The sequence below is a fragment of the uncultured Henriciella sp. genome (assembly GCF_964005855.1).
Taxonomy (GTDB): Bacteria; Pseudomonadota; Alphaproteobacteria; order Caulobacterales; family Hyphomonadaceae; genus Henriciella.
The window spans coordinates 540,518-563,378 of record NZ_CAXFSW010000002.1 but is presented as its reverse complement, the minus strand read 5'-3'; the positions used below and the strand labels follow the sequence as shown (position 1 = coordinate 563,378).

Annotated in this window: 29 protein-coding genes; 17 read left to right on the top strand and 12 right to left on the bottom strand. The window is 61.5% G+C overall.

Annotation, left to right across the window (positions count from 1 at the left end):
* Nucleotides 1-183 precede the first annotated feature (183 nt).
* On the top strand, nt 184-1,245 hold the full coding sequence (locus tag ABNU55_RS05965) for a TraB/GumN family protein (RefSeq protein WP_290749861.1): 1,062 nt from the start codon (nt 184-186) through the stop codon (nt 1,243-1,245).
* A 33-nt stretch (nt 1,246-1,278) separates the two neighbouring features.
* Here the strand turns inward: ABNU55_RS05965 and ABNU55_RS05960 are convergent, their stop codons facing one another.
* Genes ABNU55_RS05960 through ABNU55_RS05940 form a run of 5 tightly spaced genes read right to left on the bottom strand, consistent with a single transcriptional unit; the run spans nt 1,279 to nt 3,792 of the window.
* Nucleotides 1,279-1,731 carry a YcgN family cysteine cluster protein gene (locus ABNU55_RS05960; protein ID WP_290749859.1) on the bottom strand — a complete coding sequence of 151 codons (453 nt, stop codon included), beginning with the start codon at nt 1,729-1,731 and terminating at the stop codon, nt 1,279-1,281.
* Nucleotides 1,732-1,745: 14 nt separating this feature from the next.
* Nucleotides 1,746-2,021, bottom strand: a complete 276-nt coding sequence (locus ABNU55_RS05955; RefSeq protein WP_290749858.1) for a GNAT family N-acetyltransferase — start codon at nt 2,019-2,021, stop codon at nt 1,746-1,748.
* Nucleotides 2,018-2,305, bottom strand: a complete 288-nt coding sequence (locus ABNU55_RS05950; protein WP_290749856.1) for a GNAT family N-acetyltransferase — start codon at nt 2,303-2,305, stop codon at nt 2,018-2,020. The genes ABNU55_RS05955 and ABNU55_RS05950 overlap by 4 nt, the downstream gene beginning before the upstream one ends.
* Complete coding sequence (locus tag ABNU55_RS05945) at nt 2,298-3,539, bottom strand: FAD-binding domain-containing protein (protein ID WP_290749852.1); 1,242 nt, start codon at nt 3,537-3,539, stop codon at nt 2,298-2,300. Before ABNU55_RS05945 ends, ABNU55_RS05950 begins: the two co-directional genes overlap by 8 nt.
* A 55-nt stretch (nt 3,540-3,594) precedes the next feature.
* On the bottom strand, nt 3,595-3,792 hold the full coding sequence (locus ABNU55_RS05940) for a CsbD family protein (RefSeq protein ID WP_290759469.1): 198 nt from the start codon (nt 3,790-3,792) through the stop codon (nt 3,595-3,597).
* A gap of 104 nt (nt 3,793-3,896) precedes the next feature.
* Here ABNU55_RS05940 and mnmD point away from each other — a divergent pair, with 104 nt between their 5' ends.
* Nucleotides 3,897-5,726, top strand: a complete 1,830-nt coding sequence (gene mnmD, locus ABNU55_RS05935; protein WP_290749847.1) for a tRNA (5-methylaminomethyl-2-thiouridine)(34)-methyltransferase MnmD — start codon at nt 3,897-3,899, stop codon at nt 5,724-5,726.
* A 23-nt stretch (nt 5,727-5,749) separates the two neighbouring features.
* Here mnmD and ABNU55_RS05930 read toward each other — a convergent pair whose 3' ends face one another.
* From ABNU55_RS05930 to ABNU55_RS05910, 5 genes are all read right to left on the bottom strand, one after another.
* Entirely contained in the window at nt 5,750-5,929 is a 180-nt protein-coding gene (locus tag ABNU55_RS05930) for a hypothetical protein (protein WP_290749844.1), read from the bottom strand.
* An 89-nt stretch (nt 5,930-6,018) separates the two neighbouring features.
* Nucleotides 6,019-6,477, bottom strand: a complete 459-nt coding sequence (gene pspC / locus ABNU55_RS05925; protein WP_290749841.1) for an envelope stress response membrane protein PspC — start codon at nt 6,475-6,477, stop codon at nt 6,019-6,021.
* Between the two features lie 12 nt (nt 6,478-6,489).
* A complete protein-coding gene (gene pspB, locus ABNU55_RS05920) occupies nt 6,490-6,747 on the bottom strand; it encodes an envelope stress response membrane protein PspB (RefSeq protein ID WP_290749839.1) in 258 nt (85 codons plus the stop codon).
* A gap of 110 nt (nt 6,748-6,857) precedes the next feature.
* Nucleotides 6,858-7,544 (bottom strand): phage shock protein PspA, encoded by a 687-nt coding sequence (pspA, locus tag ABNU55_RS05915; RefSeq protein WP_290749837.1) that lies wholly within the window; start codon nt 7,542-7,544, stop codon nt 6,858-6,860.
* Between the two features lie 68 nt (nt 7,545-7,612).
* On the bottom strand, nt 7,613-7,753 hold the full coding sequence (locus ABNU55_RS05910) for a hypothetical protein (RefSeq protein ID WP_290749834.1): 141 nt from the start codon (nt 7,751-7,753) through the stop codon (nt 7,613-7,615).
* A 203-nt stretch (nt 7,754-7,956) separates the two neighbouring features.
* On the opposite strand from ABNU55_RS05910, the gene pspF reads away from it, so the two are divergent.
* Nucleotides 7,957-9,012, top strand: a complete 1,056-nt coding sequence (gene pspF / locus ABNU55_RS05905) for a phage shock protein operon transcriptional activator (protein ID WP_290749831.1) — start codon at nt 7,957-7,959, stop codon at nt 9,010-9,012.
* Between the two features lie 58 nt (nt 9,013-9,070).
* Entirely contained in the window at nt 9,071-9,883 is an 813-nt protein-coding gene (locus tag ABNU55_RS05900; protein ID WP_290749829.1) for a WecB/TagA/CpsF family glycosyltransferase, read from the top strand.
* 19 nt (nt 9,884-9,902) lie between these two features.
* On the opposite strand, the gene ABNU55_RS05895 is transcribed toward ABNU55_RS05900, so the two are convergent.
* Complete coding sequence (locus tag ABNU55_RS05895) at nt 9,903-10,097, bottom strand: zinc-finger domain-containing protein (protein WP_290749826.1); 195 nt, start codon at nt 10,095-10,097, stop codon at nt 9,903-9,905.
* A gap of 118 nt (nt 10,098-10,215) precedes the next feature.
* On the opposite strand from ABNU55_RS05895, the gene ABNU55_RS05890 reads away from it, so the two are divergent.
* Nucleotides 10,216-10,875: a glutathione S-transferase family protein gene (locus tag ABNU55_RS05890; RefSeq protein WP_290749823.1), complete on the top strand. Its 660-nt coding sequence runs from the start codon at nt 10,216-10,218 to the stop codon at nt 10,873-10,875.
* Between the two features lie 29 nt (nt 10,876-10,904).
* Nucleotides 10,905-11,858: an ABC transporter ATP-binding protein gene (locus ABNU55_RS05885; RefSeq protein WP_290749820.1), complete on the top strand. Its 954-nt coding sequence runs from the start codon at nt 10,905-10,907 to the stop codon at nt 11,856-11,858.
* Nucleotides 11,859-11,864: 6 nt separating this feature from the next.
* On the opposite strand, the gene ABNU55_RS05880 is transcribed toward ABNU55_RS05885, so the two are convergent.
* On the bottom strand, nt 11,865-12,815 hold the full coding sequence (locus ABNU55_RS05880) for a glutathione S-transferase (protein ID WP_290749817.1): 951 nt from the start codon (nt 12,813-12,815) through the stop codon (nt 11,865-11,867).
* A gap of 118 nt (nt 12,816-12,933) precedes the next feature.
* Between ABNU55_RS05880 and ABNU55_RS05875 the strand changes: the two genes are divergently transcribed.
* From ABNU55_RS05875 to ABNU55_RS05825, 11 genes are all read left to right on the top strand, one after another.
* Nucleotides 12,934-14,502 (top strand): long-chain-fatty-acid--CoA ligase, encoded by a 1,569-nt coding sequence (locus tag ABNU55_RS05875; protein WP_290749814.1) that lies wholly within the window; start codon nt 12,934-12,936, stop codon nt 14,500-14,502.
* 80 nt (nt 14,503-14,582) lie between these two features.
* Nucleotides 14,583-14,942 (top strand): GIY-YIG nuclease family protein, encoded by a 360-nt coding sequence (locus ABNU55_RS05870; protein ID WP_290749812.1) that lies wholly within the window; start codon nt 14,583-14,585, stop codon nt 14,940-14,942.
* 48 nt (nt 14,943-14,990) lie between these two features.
* The gene (locus ABNU55_RS05865; protein ID WP_290749810.1) at nt 14,991-15,917 is read left to right on the top strand and encodes an aminotransferase class IV; all 927 of its coding nucleotides are present in this window, start codon (nt 14,991-14,993) and stop codon (nt 15,915-15,917) included.
* Nucleotides 15,914-16,657 (top strand): HAD family hydrolase, encoded by a 744-nt coding sequence (locus ABNU55_RS05860; RefSeq protein ID WP_290749807.1) that lies wholly within the window; start codon nt 15,914-15,916, stop codon nt 16,655-16,657. Before ABNU55_RS05865 ends, ABNU55_RS05860 begins: the two co-directional genes overlap by 4 nt.
* 149 nt (nt 16,658-16,806) lie before the next feature.
* On the top strand, nt 16,807-18,663 hold the full coding sequence (locus ABNU55_RS05855) for an AMP-binding protein (RefSeq protein WP_290749804.1): 1,857 nt from the start codon (nt 16,807-16,809) through the stop codon (nt 18,661-18,663).
* 2 nt (nt 18,664-18,665) lie between these two features.
* Entirely contained in the window at nt 18,666-19,574 is a 909-nt protein-coding gene (locus ABNU55_RS05850) for a hypothetical protein (RefSeq protein WP_290749801.1), read from the top strand.
* Between the two features lie 80 nt (nt 19,575-19,654).
* The gene (locus ABNU55_RS05845) at nt 19,655-20,608 is read left to right on the top strand and encodes an alpha/beta hydrolase (RefSeq protein ID WP_290749798.1); all 954 of its coding nucleotides are present in this window, start codon (nt 19,655-19,657) and stop codon (nt 20,606-20,608) included.
* Between the two features lie 64 nt (nt 20,609-20,672).
* Nucleotides 20,673-20,876 carry a hypothetical protein gene (locus ABNU55_RS05840; RefSeq protein WP_290749795.1) on the top strand — a complete coding sequence of 68 codons (204 nt, stop codon included), beginning with the start codon at nt 20,673-20,675 and terminating at the stop codon, nt 20,874-20,876.
* Complete coding sequence (locus tag ABNU55_RS05835; protein ID WP_290749792.1) at nt 20,863-20,985, top strand: hypothetical protein; 123 nt, start codon at nt 20,863-20,865, stop codon at nt 20,983-20,985. The genes ABNU55_RS05840 and ABNU55_RS05835 overlap by 14 nt, the downstream gene beginning before the upstream one ends.
* Before the next feature lie 138 nt (nt 20,986-21,123).
* Nucleotides 21,124-22,191: a hypothetical protein gene (locus ABNU55_RS05830; RefSeq protein WP_290749789.1), complete on the top strand. Its 1,068-nt coding sequence runs from the start codon at nt 21,124-21,126 to the stop codon at nt 22,189-22,191.
* A 72-nt stretch (nt 22,192-22,263) separates the two neighbouring features.
* The gene (locus ABNU55_RS05825; protein ID WP_348764258.1) at nt 22,264-22,851 is read left to right on the top strand and encodes a NifU family protein; all 588 of its coding nucleotides are present in this window, start codon (nt 22,264-22,266) and stop codon (nt 22,849-22,851) included.
* Nucleotides 22,852-22,861: the final 10 nt, after the last annotated feature.

The following is a 22,861-nucleotide window of genomic DNA, read 5'->3' as shown; positions in this document are numbered from 1 at the left end:
GCCTTCGGAGGGCAGCGCTCTATCCAGCTGAGCTATAGGTGCGTTCCAACCCCCTCTATGCGAAGGACAGGCCCGGTGCAATCTTTCGTGCGCACGGCAAATCAGCTTTTGTGATTGCGGACGGAGTGTGGTCAAACCGTTCCCGTAATCTGGACCGCGTGACAGAAGGACCCCGCCAGCGCCATGAAGATCGAACTTCCATTTCTGACAGGCAGCGTTGCTGCCATCGCTCTCCTCCTTGGCGCCTGCAGCCCGTCCGCCCCCGATGAGACAGATGAAGGCGCCATAGAAGAGACTGCCACCGAAGCCGAACCGGCGCCGGCCGCTGAGACAGGCGAGACGGACACGGCGGACGCCGAACGTCAGACGCGCGAGGAAATGCTGGCCGAATATGACGCCGCGCTGGAAGAAGCGCGCGAGACCAGCGGCAGCGGCTCGCCTGCGCTCTGGACCCTCTCTGACGAGGATACCACCATTCACCTCTTCGGCACGGTCCATCTGATGCGCCCCGATGTGGAGTGGCGCACGGATGAGTTCAGCGAAAAGTTCGACGCAGCCGATCTCATCGTTCTGGAACTCGATATGGAGAGCGAGGAGGGCCAGAAGGCTGTCGCGCGCGATTTCATGTCACGCGGCTTCTATGGCGACGGGCGCACACTGAGCGGCCAGCTCAGCGAGGAAGACCGTACCGCGCTGGAGGACGCAATCGCCCCGCTTAACCTGCCCCTCGCCGCGCTGGACCCGATGGAGCCCTGGATGGCGGCGGTGAACCTGTCGGTCCTGCAGCTTCAGGCCGACGGCTTCGACCCGAATGCCGGGATCGAGCAGGTCCTGATCGCGGACGCCCGCGAAGACGGCAAGGAATTTGCCTTTCTGGAGACGGCCGGCGACCAGGGCGCGATTTTCGACAATCTGCCTGAGGACACCCAGAAGACCTATCTCTATGAAACCGCCATCATGCTGGACGAAACGAGCCGCATGCTGGATCAGGTCATCGAGGAATGGAGCGATGGTGATGTCGAAGGGCTCGGCGTTCTGGTCGCCAATCCCGAGACCGAAGGCGGCGATGGGGTCTATGACGCCCTCTTCGTCAACCGGAACGCAAAGTGGGTGCCGCAGATAGAAGACCTGCTGGACGAGCATGAAGGCACAGTCTTCGTAGCCGTAGGCGCTGGCCACCTCGCGGGCCCTGACAGCGTGATAAACATGCTGCGCGACAAGGGATATGATATCGAAGGGCCATAAGGCGCCCGTTCGCCTGCCGGACGCGCTTCCAGCTCAGTCCGGCGGGTTGCCGTTCCAGTCTATGATCCAGTCGATCTGGTCTTCCTCGAAGACCGTTTCCTCGCTGACCGTCTCGCCCATGACAGAGCGGCCTTCTTCGTGGATGCGGTCCCTGTCGCCGCAGACCAGGTGATGCCAGTCGGAAAGCCCCCTGCCCTCATGCACACGCCGGTAGGCGCAGCTTTTCGGCATCCATTTCAGCTCTGACACCGATTTCGGCGTCAGGATTACGCAATCTGGCACCTTCGCCTTGCGGTTCTCATAATCGGAACACCGGCAGAGGTCGGCATCCAGCAGCTTGCAGTGCAGGCGGGTATAGGCGATGTCGCCGCTGTCTTCGTCTTCCAGCTTGATCAGACAGCATTTCGCGCAGCCATCACAGAGTGACTCCCACTCCTGCGGGGTCATCTCCTCAAGGCTTTTCGTTTCCCAGAATGGCTTGCTCATGGCCGCCTTATGGGTCAGGCAAGCACGTCCTTCCAGTCCGGATGCCTGTCGATCTGCGTTCGGGCAAATCCGCAGACCGGGACCAGCTTGAAGTTTTCTTCGCGGGCCTTCTCGACCAGCTTGCCGACCAGCTTTGTTCCAAGCCCCCGGCCGCCGAGCGCGGAGGGCACGCCGACAAAATCGACGCGCATCACATCCTCGTCCTGCCATCCATAGCGTATGACAAGTTCATGGCCCTCCACATTTGTGGTGAGGCGGGAGCCATCATCGTGAAGTGTAAGGTCGCTCATCGAAGGACATCCTTCCATTCAGGGTGTTTGTCGAATTGCGCTTTGGCAAAAGGGCAAAGCGGCATGATCTTGAGGCCGCGCTCACGGGCAAAGGCAATGCCCGCCTCAACCAGTTTCTGGCCGATACCCTGACCGCCGAGCGCTTCGGGCACACCTGTGTGATCGATTATGATGATCCCCGCTCCGGCCTTGGAATAGGTCATTTCGGCCTCGTGACCGTCGACCGTGACGTGAAAGCGCCCGCCGGACTCGCCTTCATCATTGATGATATTCGGTTTAGCCATCGATATTCTGTCCTTCCGCGATGCCTAACGCATCCAGACAAGATGGGATCTGCTTACGCAGCTTGAAATAGCCCTTCCGGGCATGCGGCCAGAAAACTTCATCCCAGTCCCGCCGCACCTGCCGGACTTCGAACCCCTCTGCCTGCAACGTCTTCAGGACAGGTGAGAGGCGGTCCCAGCCCCACCCGGCCGGCATATACGGGACCACGATCAGCCGTGTCTTGAGGCGGGCGGCCCAGTCCAGAAGCAATGCTTCAGCGTCAATTCCTTCTATCAAGGTGGGCGCTGCGCCGAAGTGAACGCCTGCGCGGTGGGCGCCGTCATTGAGCGCGGCGCCCGTAAAGGCGCTGGCCTTTCTTGAGGCACCATGAGGAGAACGGAAAGACGCGCTCTCGATCGCGGCGATGCTCTCGACCTCCAGCGTCTCCGGAATCCACCTCTCAACCGATAAGTCATCTTCTGTCAGAAGCAGGGCGAAAGCTGCCTGAGGCAGCGTGTCGGCTGGCGGAAGAGGCGAGGGCGCGGGGTTAGCTGGGCCATCAACAGCCGGTGCGCGGTCAGCCAGCCCCTTGGGCGAAAACCGGCCATCGCTGCAGGTTTCTATCGCTTCCTTTTTGGCGAGATAGGTTTTGCCGGGCGTATGCAGACCGGCCACCCAGCGCCAGGAGAGTGTATTGGAGGCCGGGTCTCCGTCCAGCAGATGCTGAAGAAAGAGATCGCTTCCGAGCGCCCAAGGCAGCCTCAACGTGAAGAGCCATATGGACGCAAAGGACATGCGCGCATGGTTATGAAGATAACCGGTTTCGCGGAGCTCCCTCGCCCAGTCGTCAAAACCTTCGATCCCGGTATTGCCCTCAATCGCAGAATTGTAATCTGCCTTGAGACTATTGTCTTTTTCGAGACTTTCGAGCTGGCAGTCCCTTGAGATACAGAAATCACTCCAGACAGCCGGATGATGTTCAAGCCACCCGTTGAAATAGGTGCGCCAGCAAACTTCCTGGACGAATTTGAAAGCAGCCTCAGCCCCATGAACGGTGATGGCGGCAGAAACGAGTTCCGGCTCGGATATCAGCCGGTGCCGCAGGAAAGGCGACAACTGCGAGACGTTCGCCTTGCGGCCTCCCCCGGCATCGATATTGCGGCGGCCCGCATAGTGAGACCCCATCAGGGGCGCAAAATCATTCAGCCTTTCAAGGCCCTGCGCCCGTGTCGCCTGATCATGAGCCAGTTTCATTCAGCTGAAACTAGAGTATGTGCGGGCGCTTCCAATAAAGCGAAGCAAAGATGGCCTAGCGGGGCGCATCTTTCTTTTCCGGATCGTCGCTCAGGGCTTCCTTGGCCTCACCGACCATTTCCTGACCCTTGCCTTCGACCTGCTGGGCCTTGCCTTCAGCTTCCAGTTTGCGGTCATTTGTCGTGACGCCAGCGATCTCTTTGAGTTTGCCGACGATTTTCTTGCCGAGACCTTCTGATTTGTCGTTTGTCATAGGAAAATCCTTCCATTTGCCTGTAAATACATAGATGCAATGGGTGAAAGCGGTGCGCCGTTCCGGGGATGGCAAAATAATCTCCTGTGCTAGATGGCGCCAAGATGAGCCGATTACCGCCCCGACCCGACCTCGACTGGACAGATGACGGCACGCCTGAAGACCGGCGGGCGGGCGATATCTATTTCTCGCGCCAGAGCGGGCTGGAGGAGACCCGGCTGGTTTTCCTTAAAGGGTGCGGGCTGCCCGAACGCTGGGCGGGGAAGGCGCGCTTCACGATTGGCGAGCTTGGCTTTGGAACCGGGCTCAATTTCCTTGCCGCGTGGGAGCTATGGCGGGCAAACCGTCCCGGCCCGGAGGCCTGGTTACACTTTGTTTCCTTTGAAGGTTTCCCACTGGACCGCGAAGATGCCGCCCGTGCGCTTTCCGCCTGGCCTGAGCTGGGCGATCTGCCCGGGAAGTTGCTGGATCGCTGGCCGGAGCGGGCGCTCGGCGTGCAGCGACAGGTCTGGCCGGAAGAAGGGGTCACTCTGACCCTTCATACCGGTGATATAATGGAGACTTTACCGTCGAGTCGTTTTCTTGCGGATGCCTGGTTCCTTGATGGATTTTCCCCGGCAAAAAATCCGGAAATGTGGGACAAATCGCTCTGGCCCATGGTGCACCAGCGGTGCATGGACGGTGTTTCTATCGGTACATTCACGGTGGCCGGATTCGTGCGCCGGGGGCTTTCGGAGGCCGGGTTCAATGTGGCCAAGGTCGAAGGCTTCGGGCGAAAGCGCGAACGCCTTGAAGTGCGCCTTGAAGACCCGCCCGCGCCGGAAGCCGATCCTTATGGTCTTCGCTCGCCAGCGCGGGCGCCTGATAAAGTCCGCATTGTCGGCGCCGGTATAGCCGGGGCATGTCTGGCGCGGACATTTCTGGAGCGGGGGCTTGAGGTCGAGGTGCTGGAGGCGGGCGATGGTCCGGCCCGGGAGGCGAGTGGAAATCCGCTAGGGCTGGTCATGCCGCGCCTTGATGCCGGTGACACAGCGCAGGCCCGGCTGTTGATCGGCGCCTATTTGCGCGCGCGCCAATTCTATTCGGGCCGCCCCGGCGTTCATGAGACCGATGTGCTTCAGCGGCCGAAGGATGACCGTGAAGCCGAGCGGATTGCCAAAGTTCTGGCCGATCCACCGCTGGGGCTTGAGAATCTGGAAGCGGCCGCGAGCGGCCAGCTGCACAAGCGTGCCCTGATTGTCGAGCCCGCTGTGCTGGTGGAAAGCCTTCTGGATGGCGCCGTGCTGCGCACAGGCCGGTTATTTACGCTGGAAGACCTCGACCCGGACGTGCCGACCATTCTTGCGGCCGGACAGGGCGCCGATGCCTTGCTGCCATGGCTGGGGCTGGCCGGGCGCCTTGGTCAGGTGGAGCTGGCTGAGGTCGGCGTTGAGGCACCAGCCTCGGCCATTGCCAGCGGGCATTATGCGCTGGCCCTGGGAAAGAAGCGGCTGTGGGGCGCGACGTTCGAGGCGTGGGATGGCCGTGTGCCTGAGCCTTCGGACGCGGCGCGCGAGCAGAACATGGCCGCCCTGGAAACGCTCGACCCTTATTGGCGCCAGTCTGTAAAGGCCGCGCCGCTGACAAGCCGCGCTGGTGTGCGCGCAACGACAGCCGACAGGCTGCCCCTGATCGGGGCGGTACCGGATGAGGTCCGGGCGCGCGAGGTATTTGACGGGGTGCGACACGGAAAGACCGTCGAAGCGGATGCACCCCTCATCGACGGTCTCTATCTGGCAGGCGGGTATGGGTCGCGCGGCTTTACCTGGGCGCCCTGGGCGGGCGAGATCCTGGCAGGGCAGCTGCTGGGCGAGCCTGCCCCGGCAAGTGGTCCGGAGCTGGAAGCGGTTTCTCCGATGCGGCTTATCCTGCGGGCCCTGAAACGCGGGGGCTGACCCCGGCCGGGCAGGCAGCGGCCCTATTTGGCCGCTGCGAAGATGAGCTGCAGACCACGCTCTGCGGACGCTTCGAGCGAAAGCTGGACGCCGCCCGCTTCAATGTGAAGCCCGCCTGCAACGCTTGCGGCAGCGGCAGCCGCCAGAAGGAGTGTGGCGCAGGCCAGTGCCACCCAGCCGCTGGTCTGAAAATTACGGATCATCTTGTTAGCCCCCTTGGCTGTGTTGGGTTGAGAGGCCGGCTCGATCCATTGGTGCCGGAGAGGCAGGGAAAGGAGTTGAGCCGACATCTTCAGTTCTTTTCGAGGTTGCGGAATTCACGGCGCAGGCGCCATTCATCCGAGGTGACACTGGCTTCAAGGTTCTGGAGACGGTCTTCCAGGTCCATGAAGGTGTATTTGAGGCCGGAATAGGTCGTCTTCGGGCGGTCCGCGACACCGCGCCAGAAGGCTTCTTCTTCCGGGGCGAGGTGGGCATAGGATTTCTGCGCCTTCGGCACGATCATCCACATGAGAATGTAGCCTAGCAGAACGAGCGGGCCGGCCAGAAAGAAGAAGGCCGCCACGGCAAGCAGCCGGACCACAAGCGGGTCCCAGCCATATCTTTCACCGATACCGCCGCAGACGCCGGCCAGAACGCGCTCGTTCCGGGAACGGCGAAGCCGCTTGGGGTTAGGCGAACGGAACATCTCGTCCTCATAGCGCTCGCGGCGCTCATGAGTGCGTGAATGTCTGTGGTCGGAGTGGGTCATTTCAGGTGTGTCCTATTGGTCGAAGGAGGTGCGCGGCTGGCGGGGCGCCGGCGCGGCATCGTCCGGGTGAGAGTCTACGAGCTTTTCGAGGGTCTCGATGCGGCGCTCCATCCGTTTGGCAGAGCGCCAGAGATCTTCGAGCATGCGCTCATCGTCTGGCTCGAGTGTCTTCTGCTTCCGCCAGAGCGTGATGTAGTGAAACACCATGCCCGGGAAGACGATGAAGAGAGAGACGATCGCGACGAGCGGGATCAGGAATTCGGGATCCATGACTATCCTTTCTGGGCGTCGGCACGTTCATCCATGTACTGGATGGCCATGCCGGGCACGATGATGATGGCAAGGATAATGGCGAGGGTGATGAGGGATGTCAGCATGGATCAGCCCTCGCCTTGCGTGGATTGCGTGGAAGACTGGCCGCGCGACTTCTTCAGGGCTTCAAGCTCCTTCTCGACGGCCTCGTCACGCTCAAGCGCGGCGAATTCGTCTTCGAGGCTCGGCTCACGGCCCTGGATGGTGTCGGCATAGGCCTCCATCTCATCGACCTTGCGCTCAACGCTGGCATAGCGGGCCAGGGCATCGTCGACGCGGCCATCATAGGTCTGCGAGCGCATGCGGATGCGTTGCTCTGCGGCTTCCCGGCGCATCATGAGCGCACGGTGCTTGGCCTTGGCTTCGTCGAGCTTTGCCTGAAGCTTGCCGAGATCGCTCTGATGCTTCTCGAAGGCTTCTTCAGCGGCCTGCATGGCATGCTGGCGGCGCTCGATTTCACCGGCGGCTTTCTGCTTGGCGGTCAGCGCACCGCGGGCAAGGTCCTCGCGGCCCTTGTCGATAGCGACGCCGGCTTTCTTTTCCCAATCGTCGCGGACGTTGGAATAATAGGCGATCTCGCGTTCCATTTCCTTCTTGTCGGCCATGGCACGAGCGGCTGCGGTGCGAACCTCAACCAGCGTGTCTTCCATTTCCTGGATGATGAGACGCGCGATCTTTTCTGGGTTTTCGGCACTGTCCAGCATCGCATTGATGTTGGAGTTGATGATGTCGCCGAGGCGGGAAAAAAGTCCCATGATTTTTATCCTTTTCAAATCTCGGTGTGTCGCCTGGGAGGAGGCTGTTTGTTTCTCTTTACGGGGCGCTAGAAGAACAGGCCGCCGAGGAAGACGCCTGCGGCGAAGAACATCCAGCACTCGGCTGGACGGCTCGCGAGCCAGCGACCGAAATTGCCGCCTTCTTCACGGCTCTGGCGGTAGCGGGTCTCATAGGAGCGGTCGGTCATTCTTCTGGTCCTTTCGTTTAAGCGACGCCCGTCGCCTGACTTGGCATACTCATTACAAGGACCGTGCCAGTTTTCCGCTAACCATCTAATGCACTGATTATAATTGATTTATTTTATCATTTGCGATTTTAGACGATAATAAATTCGTCTATTTAGCCAATTTTATTAGTTGCTTAAGCCAACTATTTAGCTAATTTAACCACATGATTGGTGACACTCCACAAATTATCGGTGAAGCCCCCGAATGGCTCTCTGCGCTTGAGCATGTCTCGCGGCTGGCGCCGCTGGAGCGGCCCGCGCTCGTCATCGGCGAGCGCGGTACCGGCAAGGAGCTCATCGCCGAACGCCTGCACTTCCTGTCGCGCCGCTGGGACGGCCCTTACATCAAGGTGAACTGCGCCGCGCTATCGGACGACCTTCTGGATTCAGAACTCTTCGGCCACGAGCGCGGCGCCTTTACCGGCGCGACCGAGCGGCGCACGGGCCGCTTCGAGCTTGCCAATGGCGGCACAATCTTCCTCGACGAGATCGCGACAGCATCCCAGCGGGTTCAGGAAAAACTTCTGCGGGTCATCGAATATGGCGAATTCCAGCGCCTTGGCGGAGAGAAGGTGCTGGAAACAAATGTGCGGGTCGTGGCCGCGACCAATATCGACCTTCCTTCTGCCGTGGAGGCGGGCAGGTTTCGCGCAGACCTTCTAGACCGGCTGGCCTTCGATGTCGTGACATTGCCGCCACTGCGGGCACGCAAGGGCGACGCGGCGCTGCTCGCCGACTTTTTCGCAAGACGGATGGCACGCGAGATGCTGGAGGATTTCCCCGGCTTCGCGCCCTCCGCCATAGACGCCATAGAAGCGCATGACTGGCCGGGCAATGTGCGCGAATTGCGCAATTTCGCGCAGCGCATCACGGCGCGGGCGCTGGTGGTCCCGACCAATGAGCCCGTACGCTTCGATCCCGGATCCCTCGACCCTTTCGCCTCGCCTTTCAGACCACCCTCGGTCTTGAAAGGCAGTGTTGAGACACCACCTGCCGCGTCGAGACCCAAGCTACCCAAACCCGAACTCGGAGCCCCTTTTGACGTTCAGACCCGGCTCTTCGAGACGACGCTTATCGATGCTGCCCTCGCCGCGCATGATGGGCATCAAGGAAAAGCCGCCGAGACGCTGGGTCTGACCTATCACCAGTTTCGCGGACTTCTGCGCAAACATGACTATGGCAAGAAGCCGGGCAAGCCGGACAGCGAAACCGAAAACTGATAAACCCGAAAATTCATCCCGAGCTGAACCGACAGCTCTGCCCCGCCAAGGAGACACTATGCAGGGTTCCACTGCCAAACCGCCCGTGAAGGGCGCGGCCACGCCTGCCAATGTGCCTGAACCGGTCGAGTTTCTGGGCCTGACCTTTGAGCCGCGCAAACCGCGCGATGCGGCACGCCTGATTGCGTCGCGCGCGCTGGGGTCTGAAAAATACTGGTATGTGGTCACACCCAATGTCGACCATATGGTGCGCCTCCAGCGCGAGACGGATCTGCGCTCGCTCTATGAAAGCGCAGATCTTGTCCTCAATGACAGCCGGATCCTGGAGCTGCTGGCGAGACTTGAAGGCATCGATCTTCCCGCCTCGCCGGGCGCCGACATCGTGCACAATCTTTTCGAACGCCATGTCGACCCTGAAGAGCCGGTCGTTGTGATTGGCTGTACGGCAAGCGAGATCACGGCCCTGAAGGCCCGGTTCGGCCTGTCTGACGTGCGCTGGCACGATCCGCCAATGGGCCTTCGCCACAAGCCCGACGCGGTGAAGGCGGCGGCCGACTTCATGGCGCGCAACCCGGCGCGGTTTCACTTTCTCTGTGTCGGCTCACCCCAGCAGGAAATGGTGGCAGAGGCGGCCAAGGCGCTCGGCACCGTGCAGGGCGTGGGGCTCTGCTGCGGGGCGAGCATCGACTTCCTGACAGGGCGGACCAAACGCGCGCCGAGCTGGATGCGCCGCTTCGGCCTGGAATGGCTTCACCGGCTGACCAGCGAGCCGCAGCGTCTTTCCAAACGCTATCTGATCGACGGGCCGACGATTGTCGGCATCTGGCTCAAGGACCGCAAACGCCGGAAGAATGGAAGCCGGTCAGGCTGAAGGGGGGGGCGGCTTTCGCCTACTGGCCGGTGTCGTACTTGCCGCCCTTGAGGATGAAGCGGCGGTCGCAATAGCCGCACTCGACCATGTCATCGTCGCCCATCTCGTACCAGACGATGGGATGCCCCAGCGGGCCATTGCCGCCATCGCAGGCGACACGGTGCTCTTCGGTGACGATCGTCTCCGGTGCGTCCGGCAGATTCTGAGTGGCCATGTTAGAGCTTCCCCAATGTCAGCATTGCCCGTCAGGCGGTGTGACGCATAGGTAGTCCGTCACGAATGGCGGCGTCAATTGGACGAGACACCGCATATACTGACGGGAAGGCCTATCGATGAAACCGACGCTCTATCACTGCCGCAATGCACGCTCTTTCCGGCCGCTCTGGGCGATGGAGGAACTGGGCATGGAATATGACCTTGTCGTCCTGCCCTTCCCGCCGCGCGTGCACTACAAGCCGTATCTGGAGATCAACCCGCTGGGCACGATCCCCTTCTTCGATGACGGCAAGGCGAAGATGAGCGAGTCGACGGGCATCTGTCACTATCTCGCCGAGACGCAGGGGCCGACAGAGCTGGCTGTCCGCCCCGACGAGGCGGCCTATGGCGAGTATCTCAACTGGATGTATTTCTCCGACGCGACGCTAACCTTTCCACAGACGCTGGTGCTTCGCTATGAGATGCTGGAGAAGAAGCCGCGCCGCCAGCCGCAGGTCGCCGACGATTACCGGATGTGGTTTTCAGGCCGGCTGCGCGTGGTCGACCGGAAGCTGGAGCATGCGATGTGGATGGCCGCGGACCGCTTCACCATGGCCGATATCGCCATTGGCTATGGCCTGTTGCTGGCAAGCGTGCTGCCGCCGCTGGAGCCCTGCCTGACGCCGACCTGCAAGGAATATCTCAACCGGCTGAAGGCGCGCCCGGCCTTTAAACGGGCCCAGGACCGACAAAAACAGGATCTGGTGGTAGAGGTTGGCGATAACAATCCTATATGACCCCTTCTGAGTGATGCGACGGAGGGCAGATGCCGGCACCAGACAAAGCGCCTGACTATGCGATCGAGGTCGAGAACCTTGAAAAAGTCTATGCGGCGTCCGGCAAGATGCCGGAAAAACGCGCGCTGAAATCGATCAGCCTGAAAATCCCGCGTGGGAGCATTTTCGGCCTGCTCGGCCCGAACGGGGCGGGCAAGTCCACCTTCATCAATATCCTGGCCGGTCTCGTCACCAAGACGTCCGGCAAGGCGGCGATCTGGGACATGGATATCGACCAGCATCCGCGTGCGAGCCGCGCGGCGATCGGCGTGGTGAACCAGGAAATCACCATGGACCCCTTCTTCACGCCCGAAGAGGCGCTGGAGCTGCAGGCGGGTTTCTATGGCGTGCCGAAAAACCAGCGCCGGACGGGGGAAATCCTTGAAGCGGTCGGCCTTGAGGACAAGCGCGACGCCTATGTGCGCCAGCTCTCGGGCGGCATGAAACGGCGCCTGATGATCGCCAAGGCGCTGGTCCACCAGCCGCCGGTGCTGATCCTCGATGAGCCGACGGCCGGCGTCGATGTCGAGCTGCGCCGCTCGCTCTGGCAATATGTGCGCCGCCTGCACGAGGAAGGTACGACGATCATCCTGACGACGCACTATCTGGAAGAGGCCGAAGAGCTTTGCGACGAGATCGCCATCGTCAATCATGGCGAGATCATCGCCTGCGAACCGACGCCGAAGCTTCTCTCGCGCATGGACCAGCGGCTTCTGAAAATACAGCCGCGCGAGCCCTTGTCTGCGGTGCCGGAAGGTCTGAAGCACCTCGACATCAAGCTGCTGAAGACCGGCGAGCTGGAAATCGCCTACCGCAATAGCGAGACGGGTATTGGCAGGTTGCTGGAACAGGTGCGCGAGGCCGGGGTCGGGGTCGCCGATCTCTCAACCGACCAGCCCAAGCTGGAAGATGTCTTCGTCGCGATGACGACCGAAAACGCCTGAGACAGCCTAGCCCAGACGCCGGACCATGAAGCCGGTGCGCGGGAAGTGCAGGTTCAGTGTTTCGGCCTTGTCGTCATGCCGGTGGATGACGATGCGGTCCGGGGCCGCGATAACGATCTCACCCTCGACCCAGTCACGGCCATAATCGTCCGGGGCGACGGCGACGTGTTCGCCGGGCTCGAACTCCTGCAGCTCGCCCCTGGTGGCGGCGGCCTTGAGGCGCGGCGCGGCATGAAGCGCAATCTCCAGCGCCTCTTCGCCTGAAAGCTCTTCAGGCGTCTGTCCTTCGATCTCTTTCATCCGCTTGTACCAGTCCGCGGTGCGCGGGAAGGACTTGAAGCACTGTTCAAGGAAGTCCGGCAGGGCGCTTTCCATGAACCAGGGATTCATGAAGGCGTGGACATCGACAAGGCCCGGCTTGGTGCTGACCAGCCAGTTGCCGGCGCCCGCGCCCTGTCCGCCGGCAAGACGTTCCTCGATCCAGGCCATCTGGGCGCGCCACTGATCCTTCATCATGGGCACGACAGCCTTCATCGCATCAGTATCGAACGGGCGGCCGGAAAGCTGCTCCCGGTCCTTCTTGAAGGCTTCGGGGACCTGATCGCCAATCGTGCCGAAGATGATCGCGACGCTGGTCTGGAACCATTTCCCGTCCGCCCATGAGCCGACCATGCTGGAGAGGCCCTCATGGCCCGGCAGGTCAAGCTGGGGGATTTCGAAGCGTTCCTCGATGGCGCGGATAATCATGGCGCTGTCTAGAAAGATGTCCGCGCCGATCTGCATGACCGGGGTTTTGCGATAGCCGCCGGTCAGGGGCATCAGCAGCGGTTTGGGCATCATGTTGGGGATTTCGACGGACGCCCAACCCAAATTTTTCATCCGGAGCGCCAGCCGGACTTTCTCCGAAAACGGCGACGCTGGGTAATGATGAAGGATGATTGTCTGCGGTCCGGCCATCTTATTTTCCTTGCCCTTTTTGACAGACACCTATCCCATCTGAGGGCTTGCCTGCCGCCTCCAAAGCGATTTCAAGCGGTAAAGAAAACACAGCAAAGCTCAAGAGGAAGTCCAGAAGATGATCGATCCCGCCGCGATGCCACACCTTGCCGACATTCCGCGCGTCCAGTCGCAGAAGCTCGCCGACAAGCCCGCCATCTGGTTCGAAGGCACCCTGCACACCTTTGCCGAGCTTGAAGCACGCGCCAACCGCGTCGCAAACGGTCTGCTGGCGGCGGACGTGAAGCCAGGCGACCGGGTCGCCTATCTCGCAAAGAATATGGGCTGTTACTACGAACAGCTTTTCGGCTGCGCCAAGTCCCGCTCGACCATGACCGGGGTCAATAACCGTCTCGCGCCGCCGGAAATGAAATTCATCCTGTCCGACAGCCAGTCAAAGGTGTTGTTCGTTGCAAAGGAATTTTACGAGGCGGTGGAGAAGGTCGCGCCGGAATGTCCTGAGCTGAAGACGATCATCGCGATTGATGGCGGCCACAAGGACTGGCCGTCCTATGAGGAATGGCTCACCAGCCAGAGCAGCGAGGCGCCGGGTCTCGAGACGCTGGATGATGACGATGTCATCCAGCTCTACACCTCCGGCACCACGGGCCTGCCGAAGGGCGTGATGCTGACCAACAAGAATTACCGTGCTCTCTTTATCGAAGCGGCCCAGCTCGACTGGGCGGCCTATGATGAGGGCGATGTGGTGATGAATGCCATGCCGCTCTTCCACGTCGCAGGCTGCAATCTCGGCGTTCTGGCGAGCGCGCAGGGTGCGATGACGCTGGTCTTGCGCGAGATCGACCCGGCCAAAATCCTCGAACTGGTCGAAGAGCATAAGGTCAATCATGCCTTCTGGGTGCCGGCCGTCATCCTGATGCTGAGCCAGATGCCGGGGGTAGATGACCGCGATTTCTCTTCCCTCAAGACAATTTCCTATGGCGCCTCGCCGATTGCAGAAGACCTGCTGAAGCGGGCCGTGGACCTGTTCGGTGCGAAGTTCACACAGCTCTACGGCCTTACCGAAACGGTGGGTCTTGGCACCTATCTGCCGCCGGAAGCGCATGACCCGAGCTGGGGCAAACTGCGCTCGTGCGGCCTGCCTTATCCGTCCGCCATCGTCCGCGTCGTCGATCCGGATGACAATCCGGTGCCCCAGGGCGAGGTTGGCGAAATCGTGATCGGCGCAGACTTCGTAATGAAGGGCTACTGGAACCGCGAGGAAGCGACCGAGGAAGCCCTGCGCGGCGGCCTCTTTCATACGGGCGATGCGGGCTATTTCGACGAGGACGGGTTTCTCTACATCCATGACCGTATCAAGGACATGATCGTGTCGGGCGGCGAGAACGTCTATCCGGCCGAAGTCGAGAATGCGCTGTTCAGCCATCCGGATGTGGCCGACGTCGCCGTGATCGGCATTCCGAGCGAGAAATGGGGCGAGGCCGTCAAGGCGATCATCGTCCTGAAGGAAGGCGCGACCCCGGACAAGGATGCGATCATCGCGTTCACGAAGGAGAAGATTGCGAGCTATAAATGCCCGAAATCTATCGACTTTGTGAAAGTGCTGCCGCGCAACCCGTCCGGCAAGATCCTGCGCAAGGATCTGCGGGAACCCTACTGGAAGGAGACTGACCGGCGGGTTGGGTAGCGTGCGCTCTCAAGCGCTCGTCCTTCGACTTCGCTCAGGATGAGCGCTAAGGTAGCGCCTGATGAATCCTAAGAGATCGTATGAACTTCTTTGTCTACATTCTGCGATGTTCCAACGGCGCCTACTATGTCGGCTCCCATCGCGGGCAGGATGTTGAGACGAGGCTTCATCAGCACAATGAGGGCGCGGACCCCAAAGCGTTTACTTACCGCTACCGCCCTGTGGAATTGTTATGGAGCTGCCAGTTTGACGACCCAACAGACATGGTAGCGTTTGAACAACAGCTCAAAGGCTGGTCGCGAAAGAAGAAGGAAGCTTTCATGCGGAGCGACTGGGCTGAGCTAAAACAATTGTCGAAATCCCGGACTGCGCCCGCTATCCATGAAAAAGGCCGCTTCTACCTGTCCACACAAGGCGGCCTCTCGACGCGCTCATCCTGAGCGAAGTCGAAGGACGAGCGCGGGCTCGGAATAGAGAGGTCGAAATAGATGGAAGACGAACCCCACGGCGTACACGATTTTGTCTATGATCCGCGCAATGCAGATGTGCTGATCTCCGTCAATGGAGAGCTCAAGCATCGTGACGAGGCGACGGTCTCTGTCTTCGATAGTGGCTATTTGCTGGGTGACGGGGTGTGGGAAGGCTTGCGCGTCAAGGATGGCGGGGTCGCCTTTCTCGATGAGCACCTGAAACGCCTCTATGCCGGTGCAAAGACCATCGACATGGATATCGGCCTGACAAAGGACGAGCTGACCGCCCGGCTGTTCGATTGCCTCAAGGCGCAGGACATGACCGACGGCGTGCACATCCGGCTGATGGTGACGCGCGGCATCAAGAAAACACCCTATCAGGGCCCGCGCTTCACGATCACCAAGCCGACCGTGGTCATCATCCCCGAATACAAGGCGCCGGTGCCGGAGGTGATCGAGAAGGGCCTCTCGCTGTTTACCGTTCATGTGCGCCGGACTGGCCCGGCCGAGCAGGACCAGAAGCTGAATTCCCACTCCAAGCTCAACTGCATTCTCGCCTGTATCCAGGCCGACAAGGCAGGCGCCGATGAGGGGCTGATGCTGGATGCCGACGGCTTTGTTGCGACCTGCAACTCAACCCATTTCTTCATCGTGCGCGATGGCGAGGTCTGGACTTCGCCCGCCGATTATTGCCTCGGCGGGATCACGCGCGGCAACATCATTCGCGTCTGCGAGGAGGCCGGGATAAAGGTGCGCGAGAAGCGCTTCTCCCTGTTCGATGTCTATTCCGCCGATGAGGCATTCGTGACCGGCACATTCGCGGGGGTGACACCGGTACGCGAGGTGGATGGCCGGACGATGGAGGAGGTCGGCGGGCCGATGGCGAAGCGGATTACCGGGCTTTACCAGGACCTTGTCGCCCGCAGCCTGACGCCGATCAAATGAACGACGCCCCCATCCGGATTGCGATGTGGTCTGGTCCGCGAAACCTCTCCACCACGATGATGCGAAGCTTTGGGGCGCGCCCGGATACAGCCTGCGTGGATGAGCCCTTCTATGCGGCCTACCTCACCGCGACGGCCATCGTACATCCCATGCAGGAGGCGATCCTCGCCTCGCAATCCTGCGATGGAGAGGAGGTCGCCCGGCAGCTGACACAAGCCCCCGTGCCCGGCAGCAAACCCGTCTTCTACCAGAAGCACATGACCCACCATATGGCGCCCTCCATTCCGCGCGGCTGGATGGGAGAGGTCACCAATGCCTTCCTGATCCGCGATCCAGCGCGCGTGCTGGCCTCCTATGCCCGCAAGATGGAAGAGGTGAGCCTGGAGGCCATTGGTGTCCCGCAACAGGCCGAACTGTTCGACCGGGTCTGCCAGCTGGAAGGCACACCGCCCCCGGTGGTGGATTCCGACGATATCCTTGCCGATCCGCCCGGCATGCTGCGCGCGCTCTGCGACGCACTGAAAATTCCGTATACAGACAAGATGCTGAGCTGGAGCGCGGGGGCAAAACCAGAGGATGGGGTCTGGGCGCCGCACTGGTATGACGCGGTCTGGCAGTCGACAGGGTTCGGCGCCCCGCGAGAGGCGCCGCCCGCCCTTCCAGACAAGTTGCGCCGACTCGCCGACGCGGCCCGCGAGCGTCATGAATCGGTCTCAAGATACCGCCTCAAACCGCTTTAGGGACGGGAAGATGAGACTCAGACCGGTTTTCCCCTGTCACATCCGATAGGACTGACGCGCAGTCAGCTTTGACCCTCCCTTGGCAGGGCACGCTGGGTGTATAAACTGAACGGGCTACACAAAAACATAGTTTCCAAGGGAGAGACCACATGGCCGACGGACAGGCTTTGCCGCCATTCCGCCCCCTGCCGCAGAAAGAGCCGGACATTGAAATGGTCCGCAAGGATGACGGCACGATCTATCTGACGCCGCGCCAGACGCCGGGCGACCGGCCCAAGACAATCCCGCACTGTCTGGATGAGCGCGCCGCAGAGCACCCGGACCGCCCCTGGCTGAAGCAGCGCGATCCCGAGACAGACCAGTGGCGCACCGTCACCTATGGCGAAGGCAAGAAGACGGTTGATGCGCTGGCGCAGGCCTTTCTGGATATGGGCGCAGGCCCGGACGCGCCTGTCATGATCCTGTCGGGCAACTCCATCGAAAGCGCGCTGACGATCCTCGCCGCCATGAAGGTCGGCGCGCCGGCGGCCCCGATCTCTGTGCCCTATTCCACCATGTCGACGGATTTCGGCAAGCTGAAGCATTGCTTTGGCGCGGTGAAGCCCAAGGCGATCTTCGTGCAGGATGTCGAGCCGTTCAAGAATGCCCTCAATGCGCTTGGCGATCATGGCTGCACCGTCTTTGCCAAGACCGGCGCAACCAATGAGATCCAGTCCTTCGACAAGCTGGCCGAAACGAAGCCCACCCCGACTGTCGATGAAGCCATGGCGAAGCTCAATGATGACAGCGTCGGCAAGTATCTCTTCACCTCCGGTTCCACCGGCATGCCGAAGCCCGTCCCCACGACGCAGGGCGCCATGTGCTCCATGATCGCCGGGCAGGAAGGTCTGCGCGATGATGCGCGCGACCCGGACTATGACCCCGATGAGGTTTCGCAGGTTCTGGACTGGCTGCCCTGGAACCACATTTCCGGCTCCAATGTGAACTTCAATGGAGCGCTCTGGAATGGCGCGACTTTCTGGATCGATGGCGGCAAGCCGACGCCGGATCTGTTCGGGGAGACGATCCGCAATATCCGCGAAGTCAGCCCGTCCTCCTTTGGGACTGCGCCGATTGCCCTGTCCATGCTGGCCGACGCCATGGAGCAGGATGATGAGCTGCTGGAGGCCTTCTTCAAGAATATGCGGTCCATCGGCTATGGCGGCGCCACGCTGTCGGACGACCTCTATGACCGGCTGCAGGCCCTTGCCATCAAGGCCACAGGCAAGCGCATACCGATCGTGACCATGTATGGCGCGACCGAGACGCAGGGCATTACTGTGGTGCACTGGGTGGTCGAACGCGTTGGCCTGATCGGCCTGCCACTGCCGGGCATGACGCTGAAACTGGTGCCGAACGGCGCCAAACTGGAAGTGCGCGTCAAGGGCCCGAGCGTCATGCCGGGCTATGTCGACATGCCGGAGAAGAATGCGGAAGTCTTTGACGAAGAGGGGTATTACAAGCTCGGCGACGCGGCGGTCATGGTCGATGAGAATGACCCGAACAAGGGCATTATCTTCGATGGACGCGTCGGTGAGGATTTCAAGCTGTCGACGGGAACATGGGTGAGCGTCGGCACGCTGCGCCCGGACCTTGTCGCCGGCTGTTCGCCGCTGGTCTTTGATGCCGTCCTGGCCGGGCAGGACAAGAATTTCGCCACAGCCCTCTTCTGGCCGGCACAGGCGACGATGCAGGCCTATGCGAAGAAAGCCGGCGGCGACATGCAGAAAGCCTTTGGCCAGCTGACGGACGACCTGACCGAGAAGGTGAAGGCCTTTAACTCGGGTGAGAAGGGCTCTTCGCGCAAGATCAAACGCTTCATGGTCATGACCGAGCCGCCATCCATCGATGCGGGGGAGATTACCGACAAGGGCTATGTGAACCAGCGGGCCGTCATCGACCGGCGCGCCAATCTGGTCGCGGCCCTCTATAGCGAGCCGCCCGGACCGGGCGTCGTCACCGTCTAGGCGTGGGCGGGCCGGACAGCGAAAGAGAGCAGCGCAAGCGCGGCCGGAGCACGGGGCTCTGGCTGGGCCTTGCGGCTGCCCTTCTGGTCGGCGCGGTATTCGTCACCCTGGTGGCCTTCCCTTCATTGACGGGGAGCGTGCGGGACGAGGTTGAGACGCCGCTGGCGCCGGACGGGGAGGCGCAGCTTGCCGAACTTGGCGAGGATGAAGTGACGCGCGCCTATTTCGACCGGCTGGACCGGACCTTCCCCTCAGCGGCGCAGGATCTGCGCGACACGCTGGTAGAGGCACTGGAACGCGGCGCGCCGGACGGCGAGATCGGCCTGATCGTGCTCCAGTCCGGTCTGGACGATATCTATGCCAATCTGGACCGGCTGTCGAAAGCCGACATCCGCTACTTCAACCAGCTTATGGATCTGGCTGAAGGCGAGCTTGCCGCCCTCTCGCAGTCGGGGGCGCCCTACTGCCAGGGCAGCGACCTGGTCGAATATTCCGACCTTTCCGAACAGGAAGCCTACCGGTTCGTCCAGGCGCGTGTGGAGCCGGGCGATCCGCTTTACGAGTTCGGGCTGGAAGCGAGCGGCATCCTGCTGGACGCGATCCGCGACGGACGGTCCAATCCCAAGAACAGGGCGGCGCTGTCGCGGGCCGATATGAGCGCGATCCAGTCGCTTGGGACGCAGCTTCTCTTCGACAGCGACATTACCCTGCTGCTGACGACAGAGGGCAAGAGCCGGCGCGAGATGAATGCCGCGCTGGAAAAGGTGAATTTCTGCGACCTCGGCGTGCGCCTCATCGGACGAGTGGAAAACCTGCCGGAACCAACGCGCGAAAGGCTGATCACGGCAGGGCTCGACCGGCTGAGATACTATGGAATCCGGCGCCTCATCTGGATGATGTCTGCCTATTAAACGGTTCCATGCAGAAAAAGCCTGCGCCCATGCGCGAAAAGACGCTTCAAAAAAGGTGAGGGACGCGTCATTTTAGGGCGATGGCTCTGGACGAAACCCTGCGGACATTTCTGGACCGCTTCAAACTCCCCGATTTCTCAAAGCTCGACTGGGCCCAGTCGACCGACCGGCTGCGCAACAGTTTCTACCGCGCGAGCCGGTCTGTGGAACGCGATGCACCGGAGCTTGCCGACATCTCGACGCTGGCCGTGGACGGCGCGGACGGACCTCTCAAGGCGCGGCTCTACACGCCGCTTGGGGCGGGGATCGGGCCGGGGCCGGGCATCATTTTCTTCCATGGCGGCGGCTTTGTCCTTGGCGACCTCGACAGCCATGACATGATCTGCCGCAGGCTGGCGGCGGGCTCGCGCTGCCGGGTATTGTCTGTCCACTACAGGCTTGCGCCTGAACACCCCTTCCCCGCTGCGCATGAAGACGCCATGGCGATCTGGCACTGGGCGACCCAGCGCAGCGACCTGCTGACGATGGATCCTGAACGCCTCTGCGTGGCCGGTGACAGTGCGGGCGGAAACCTTGCGGCCTATCTCTGTCAGGAACTGAACCGCCTCGGCGAACCAGCGCCGGCTTTCCAGCTTCTGCTTTATCCGCTGGTCCAGTTCGCGGATATCAGCACCAAGAAACTGACTTTCCAGGAAGGCTTCTTCCTCTCAGAGCGGTTGTTCGACTATTTCCGCGACGCCTATATCCAGGCCGAGAGCGACCGGATGGACCGGAAGGTCTCGCCGCTATTTGCGCCGGAAAATGACTTCCGGGGCCTGCCCCCCGCGCATGTGGTCCTCTGCGGCTGGGACCCGCTAAAGGATGAGGGGCGCGCCTATGCCACCAAGCTGGCCGCACACGGCGTGCCCGTCACCATCCGGGAACATCCCGGCATGGTGCACGGCTTCATGAACCTCACCGCGGTGTCAGTGCCCGCGCGCGATGCCATCCATGAGGCCGGCGAAACGGTCGGCCGCGCCCTTGGCGCGCTTTGACAATGGGCGATCGGGAAAGCAGGGCTCGTATTTTATGGCGAACCGCTCTAACTTCTGGTTCAGTATGAGACACTCGTTTTCTTCCCGCCAGCTTGCTGCGCTTTGTCTTGCGGCGGCCACGCTTTGTGGCATGGGCTCTCTTTCAGGCTGCGACCGGCAGGAAGAGCGTGTGGACCGGCTGGAAGACATTGCAGACGGCGTCTCGGAACAGATTAATGACCTGGACGAGCCCAGCCCGCAGGAGACCGACGCCAATGACAGCAAATAGCCAGACACGCACGCGCCGCCATAGCGGCGGACATCTCGGCCTCGGTCTGCTCATCGTCATGATTGCGGCGGCCAGCGCGCTTGCTGTACTGCAGATGACCGGCCTTTAGGCAATCATTGCACTTGCGCAACAAACCATAAAAATGCCGTGGGCGGATGAAGAAGATTGTGTTAACAATCTCTTAATGCAGTTGCGCGGCCCTCTGGATTGTCGGGCCGTTACCTGAAGCAGCCCGGGTCCATCCCTTATGAGCAATGTCGAAAAGCTACCGGTAAAGGCGCGCGAGGACGGCCCAGCTGTAACGCTTATCGGCACCGACCTGCCAGAATCCTATCTGGAAGAGGCTGAACCCTCGCCTTTCATGCATTCGGCAAGCTGGTGGTGGCGCCGCTGCGTCGCCGCGATCAAGGTGGTTGGTGTCCTGGCCATTGCCGCCTTCTATCCGGCCCTTGTGGCCGGTTCCCATGACATCAAGGACGACACGGTCATCCTGTCGGCGGAGCGGCCGTGGACCTCGCCGGAGACCGGCATCATGATTACGATGATTGGGCGCGAGATCGAAGGGCCGGGATGGGCGACGGATCGTCCGGGCTGGCACCCGCAGGCCCGGTTGACGGGGCTTCCCGCCTGGCAGGAGACCCTGTCGGCCTCAATGAGCGAATATGCGCGGCTGATGGCCGGTGAGGCGAGAACGCCGCGCGGGGCGGCCGACCCCGACCTCTCAGCCGCCGCCCGGCTGCTGACGATCGATCCGCAGCTGACGCAGACGCCGCGTCTTGCCGCCGCCGCGGAGGCACTGGCACGCTATGAAGGCCGGCTGGAGCGCGATCTTGCTGCGCCGTCGACCGGCTATGACAGCCTTCTGGGAAAGCTGGCGCTCATGGCGAGCTGGTCCGATATCTCGACCACGGAGCTTGGCGAGCAGATCGCGCTGCGCGATGGCTGGCCCGCTTCGAAGGCGGACATCACCGCTTTCTATGCCGCCCGTGCCCGCGCGCAGCTTGCAAGCCAGCTTCTGCCTGCCAGCATAGCCGCAGAGCCGGAAGTGGCCGTCAGTGAAGCGGTGCAATCGCGCATCGACAGGCTGGAAGCGGCCTGGCGCCGGGCCGCCACGCTCGACCCGGTCTTCGTGTCGAACCAGTCCGGCGATGCCCGCCTGATGGCCGATCACCTTGCCATGATGGCTTATTATATCGGCGAGGCGGGCCAGGCGACGCGCGAGCTTGGCGGCGCGATTATCCTGCAGGATGAGGAAAACGCGGAGGCCGCGCTCGCAAGTGCCGGACCAGAGCTGCGTGGCACCGGCACAGACTAGCGCGGCTTGAAACTAGTGCCCCTGCGGTCCATCTGAACGCTTTAGCACAAAGCACAGATTGCGGGACGCCAGATGTTTATCCAGACAGAGCCAACGCCAAATCCCGATACGATCAAATTCCTTCCGGGCGAAACCGTCGCCGGTGCGGCAGGTCCGTTCGATTTTGCAAGCGAGGAAGAAGCCGGATCGAGCCCGCTGGCCCAGACGATCTTCGAGGTCGAAGGCGTCACGCGCGTTTTCCTCGGCCCGGACTTCCTGTCGGTTTCCAAGGACGAAAAAGCCGACTGGAAACATGTCCGGCCGATGGTTCTGGCCGCGATCATGGACCACTATGTCGCCGGCATGCCCGTTCTCAACGATGGCGGCGCTGCACCGCAGCTGGACACGAGCGCGACAACGGCCGCCGACTATGAAGGCGAAACGGCCGAAATCGTCGAGGAAATCCTGGAGCTTATCGAGACCCGTGTACGTCCGGCTGTGGCGCAGGATGGCGGCGATATCACCTTCCAGCGCTTTGACCCGGCGGGCGGTATCGTTCACCTGACCATGCGCGGCGCCTGCGCAGGCTGCCCGTCCTCGACGATGACGCTGAAACAGGGCATCGAGAATATGCTGAAAGCGTATGTTCCCGAAGTGAATGCGGTCGAAGCCGCCCTCTAAGAATTACCAC

Excerpts from the sequence above, each read along its gene's own strand:
- ABNU55_RS05825 (WP_348764258.1), top strand. The coding sequence starts at position 22,264 with ATGTTTATCCAGACAGAGCCAACGCCAAATCCCGATACGATCAAATTC.
- pspB (WP_290749839.1), bottom strand. The coding sequence starts at position 6,747 with ATGGATCCCGAATTCCTGATCCCGCTCGTCGCGATCGTCTCTCTCTTC.
- ABNU55_RS05950 (WP_290749856.1), bottom strand. The coding sequence starts at position 2,305 with ATGGCTAAACCGAATATCATCAATGATGAAGGCGAGTCCGGCGGGCGC.
- ABNU55_RS05835 (WP_290749792.1), top strand. The coding sequence starts at position 20,863 with ATGACAGCAAATAGCCAGACACGCACGCGCCGCCATAGCGGCGGACAT.
- ABNU55_RS05885 (WP_290749820.1), top strand. The coding sequence starts at position 10,905 with ATGCCGGCACCAGACAAAGCGCCTGACTATGCGATCGAGGTCGAGAAC.
- pspF (WP_290749831.1), top strand. The coding sequence starts at position 7,957 with ATGATTGGTGACACTCCACAAATTATCGGTGAAGCCCCCGAATGGCTC.
- pspC (WP_290749841.1), bottom strand. The coding sequence starts at position 6,477 with ATGACCCACTCCGACCACAGACATTCACGCACTCATGAGCGCCGCGAG.
- ABNU55_RS05940 (WP_290759469.1), bottom strand. The coding sequence starts at position 3,792 with ATGACAAACGACAAATCAGAAGGTCTCGGCAAGAAAATCGTCGGCAAA.
- ABNU55_RS05960 (WP_290749859.1), bottom strand. The coding sequence starts at position 1,731 with ATGAGCAAGCCATTCTGGGAAACGAAAAGCCTTGAGGAGATGACCCCG.
- ABNU55_RS05870 (WP_290749812.1), top strand. The coding sequence starts at position 14,583 with ATGAACTTCTTTGTCTACATTCTGCGATGTTCCAACGGCGCCTACTAT.
- ABNU55_RS05845 (WP_290749798.1), top strand. The coding sequence starts at position 19,655 with ATGGCTCTGGACGAAACCCTGCGGACATTTCTGGACCGCTTCAAACTC.
- pspA (WP_290749837.1), bottom strand. The coding sequence starts at position 7,544 with ATGGGACTTTTTTCCCGCCTCGGCGACATCATCAACTCCAACATCAAT.
- ABNU55_RS05910 (WP_290749834.1), bottom strand. The coding sequence starts at position 7,753 with ATGACCGACCGCTCCTATGAGACCCGCTACCGCCAGAGCCGTGAAGAA.
- ABNU55_RS05855 (WP_290749804.1), top strand. The coding sequence starts at position 16,807 with ATGGCCGACGGACAGGCTTTGCCGCCATTCCGCCCCCTGCCGCAGAAA.
- ABNU55_RS05930 (WP_290749844.1), bottom strand. The coding sequence starts at position 5,929 with ATGATCCGTAATTTTCAGACCAGCGGCTGGGTGGCACTGGCCTGCGCC.
- ABNU55_RS05890 (WP_290749823.1), top strand. The coding sequence starts at position 10,216 with ATGAAACCGACGCTCTATCACTGCCGCAATGCACGCTCTTTCCGGCCG.
- ABNU55_RS05875 (WP_290749814.1), top strand. The coding sequence starts at position 12,934 with ATGATCGATCCCGCCGCGATGCCACACCTTGCCGACATTCCGCGCGTC.
- ABNU55_RS05955 (WP_290749858.1), bottom strand. The coding sequence starts at position 2,021 with ATGAGCGACCTTACACTTCACGATGATGGCTCCCGCCTCACCACAAAT.
- ABNU55_RS05895 (WP_290749826.1), bottom strand. The coding sequence starts at position 10,097 with ATGGCCACTCAGAATCTGCCGGACGCACCGGAGACGATCGTCACCGAA.
- ABNU55_RS05880 (WP_290749817.1), bottom strand. The coding sequence starts at position 12,815 with ATGGCCGGACCGCAGACAATCATCCTTCATCATTACCCAGCGTCGCCG.
- ABNU55_RS05865 (WP_290749810.1), top strand. The coding sequence starts at position 14,991 with ATGGAAGACGAACCCCACGGCGTACACGATTTTGTCTATGATCCGCGC.
- ABNU55_RS05945 (WP_290749852.1), bottom strand. The coding sequence starts at position 3,539 with ATGAAACTGGCTCATGATCAGGCGACACGGGCGCAGGGCCTTGAAAGG.
- ABNU55_RS05900 (WP_290749829.1), top strand. The coding sequence starts at position 9,071 with ATGCAGGGTTCCACTGCCAAACCGCCCGTGAAGGGCGCGGCCACGCCT.
- ABNU55_RS05830 (WP_290749789.1), top strand. The coding sequence starts at position 21,124 with ATGAGCAATGTCGAAAAGCTACCGGTAAAGGCGCGCGAGGACGGCCCA.
- mnmD (WP_290749847.1), top strand. The coding sequence starts at position 3,897 with ATGAGCCGATTACCGCCCCGACCCGACCTCGACTGGACAGATGACGGC.
- ABNU55_RS05860 (WP_290749807.1), top strand. The coding sequence starts at position 15,914 with ATGAACGACGCCCCCATCCGGATTGCGATGTGGTCTGGTCCGCGAAAC.
- ABNU55_RS05965 (WP_290749861.1), top strand. The coding sequence starts at position 184 with ATGAAGATCGAACTTCCATTTCTGACAGGCAGCGTTGCTGCCATCGCT.
- ABNU55_RS05840 (WP_290749795.1), top strand. The coding sequence starts at position 20,673 with ATGAGACACTCGTTTTCTTCCCGCCAGCTTGCTGCGCTTTGTCTTGCG.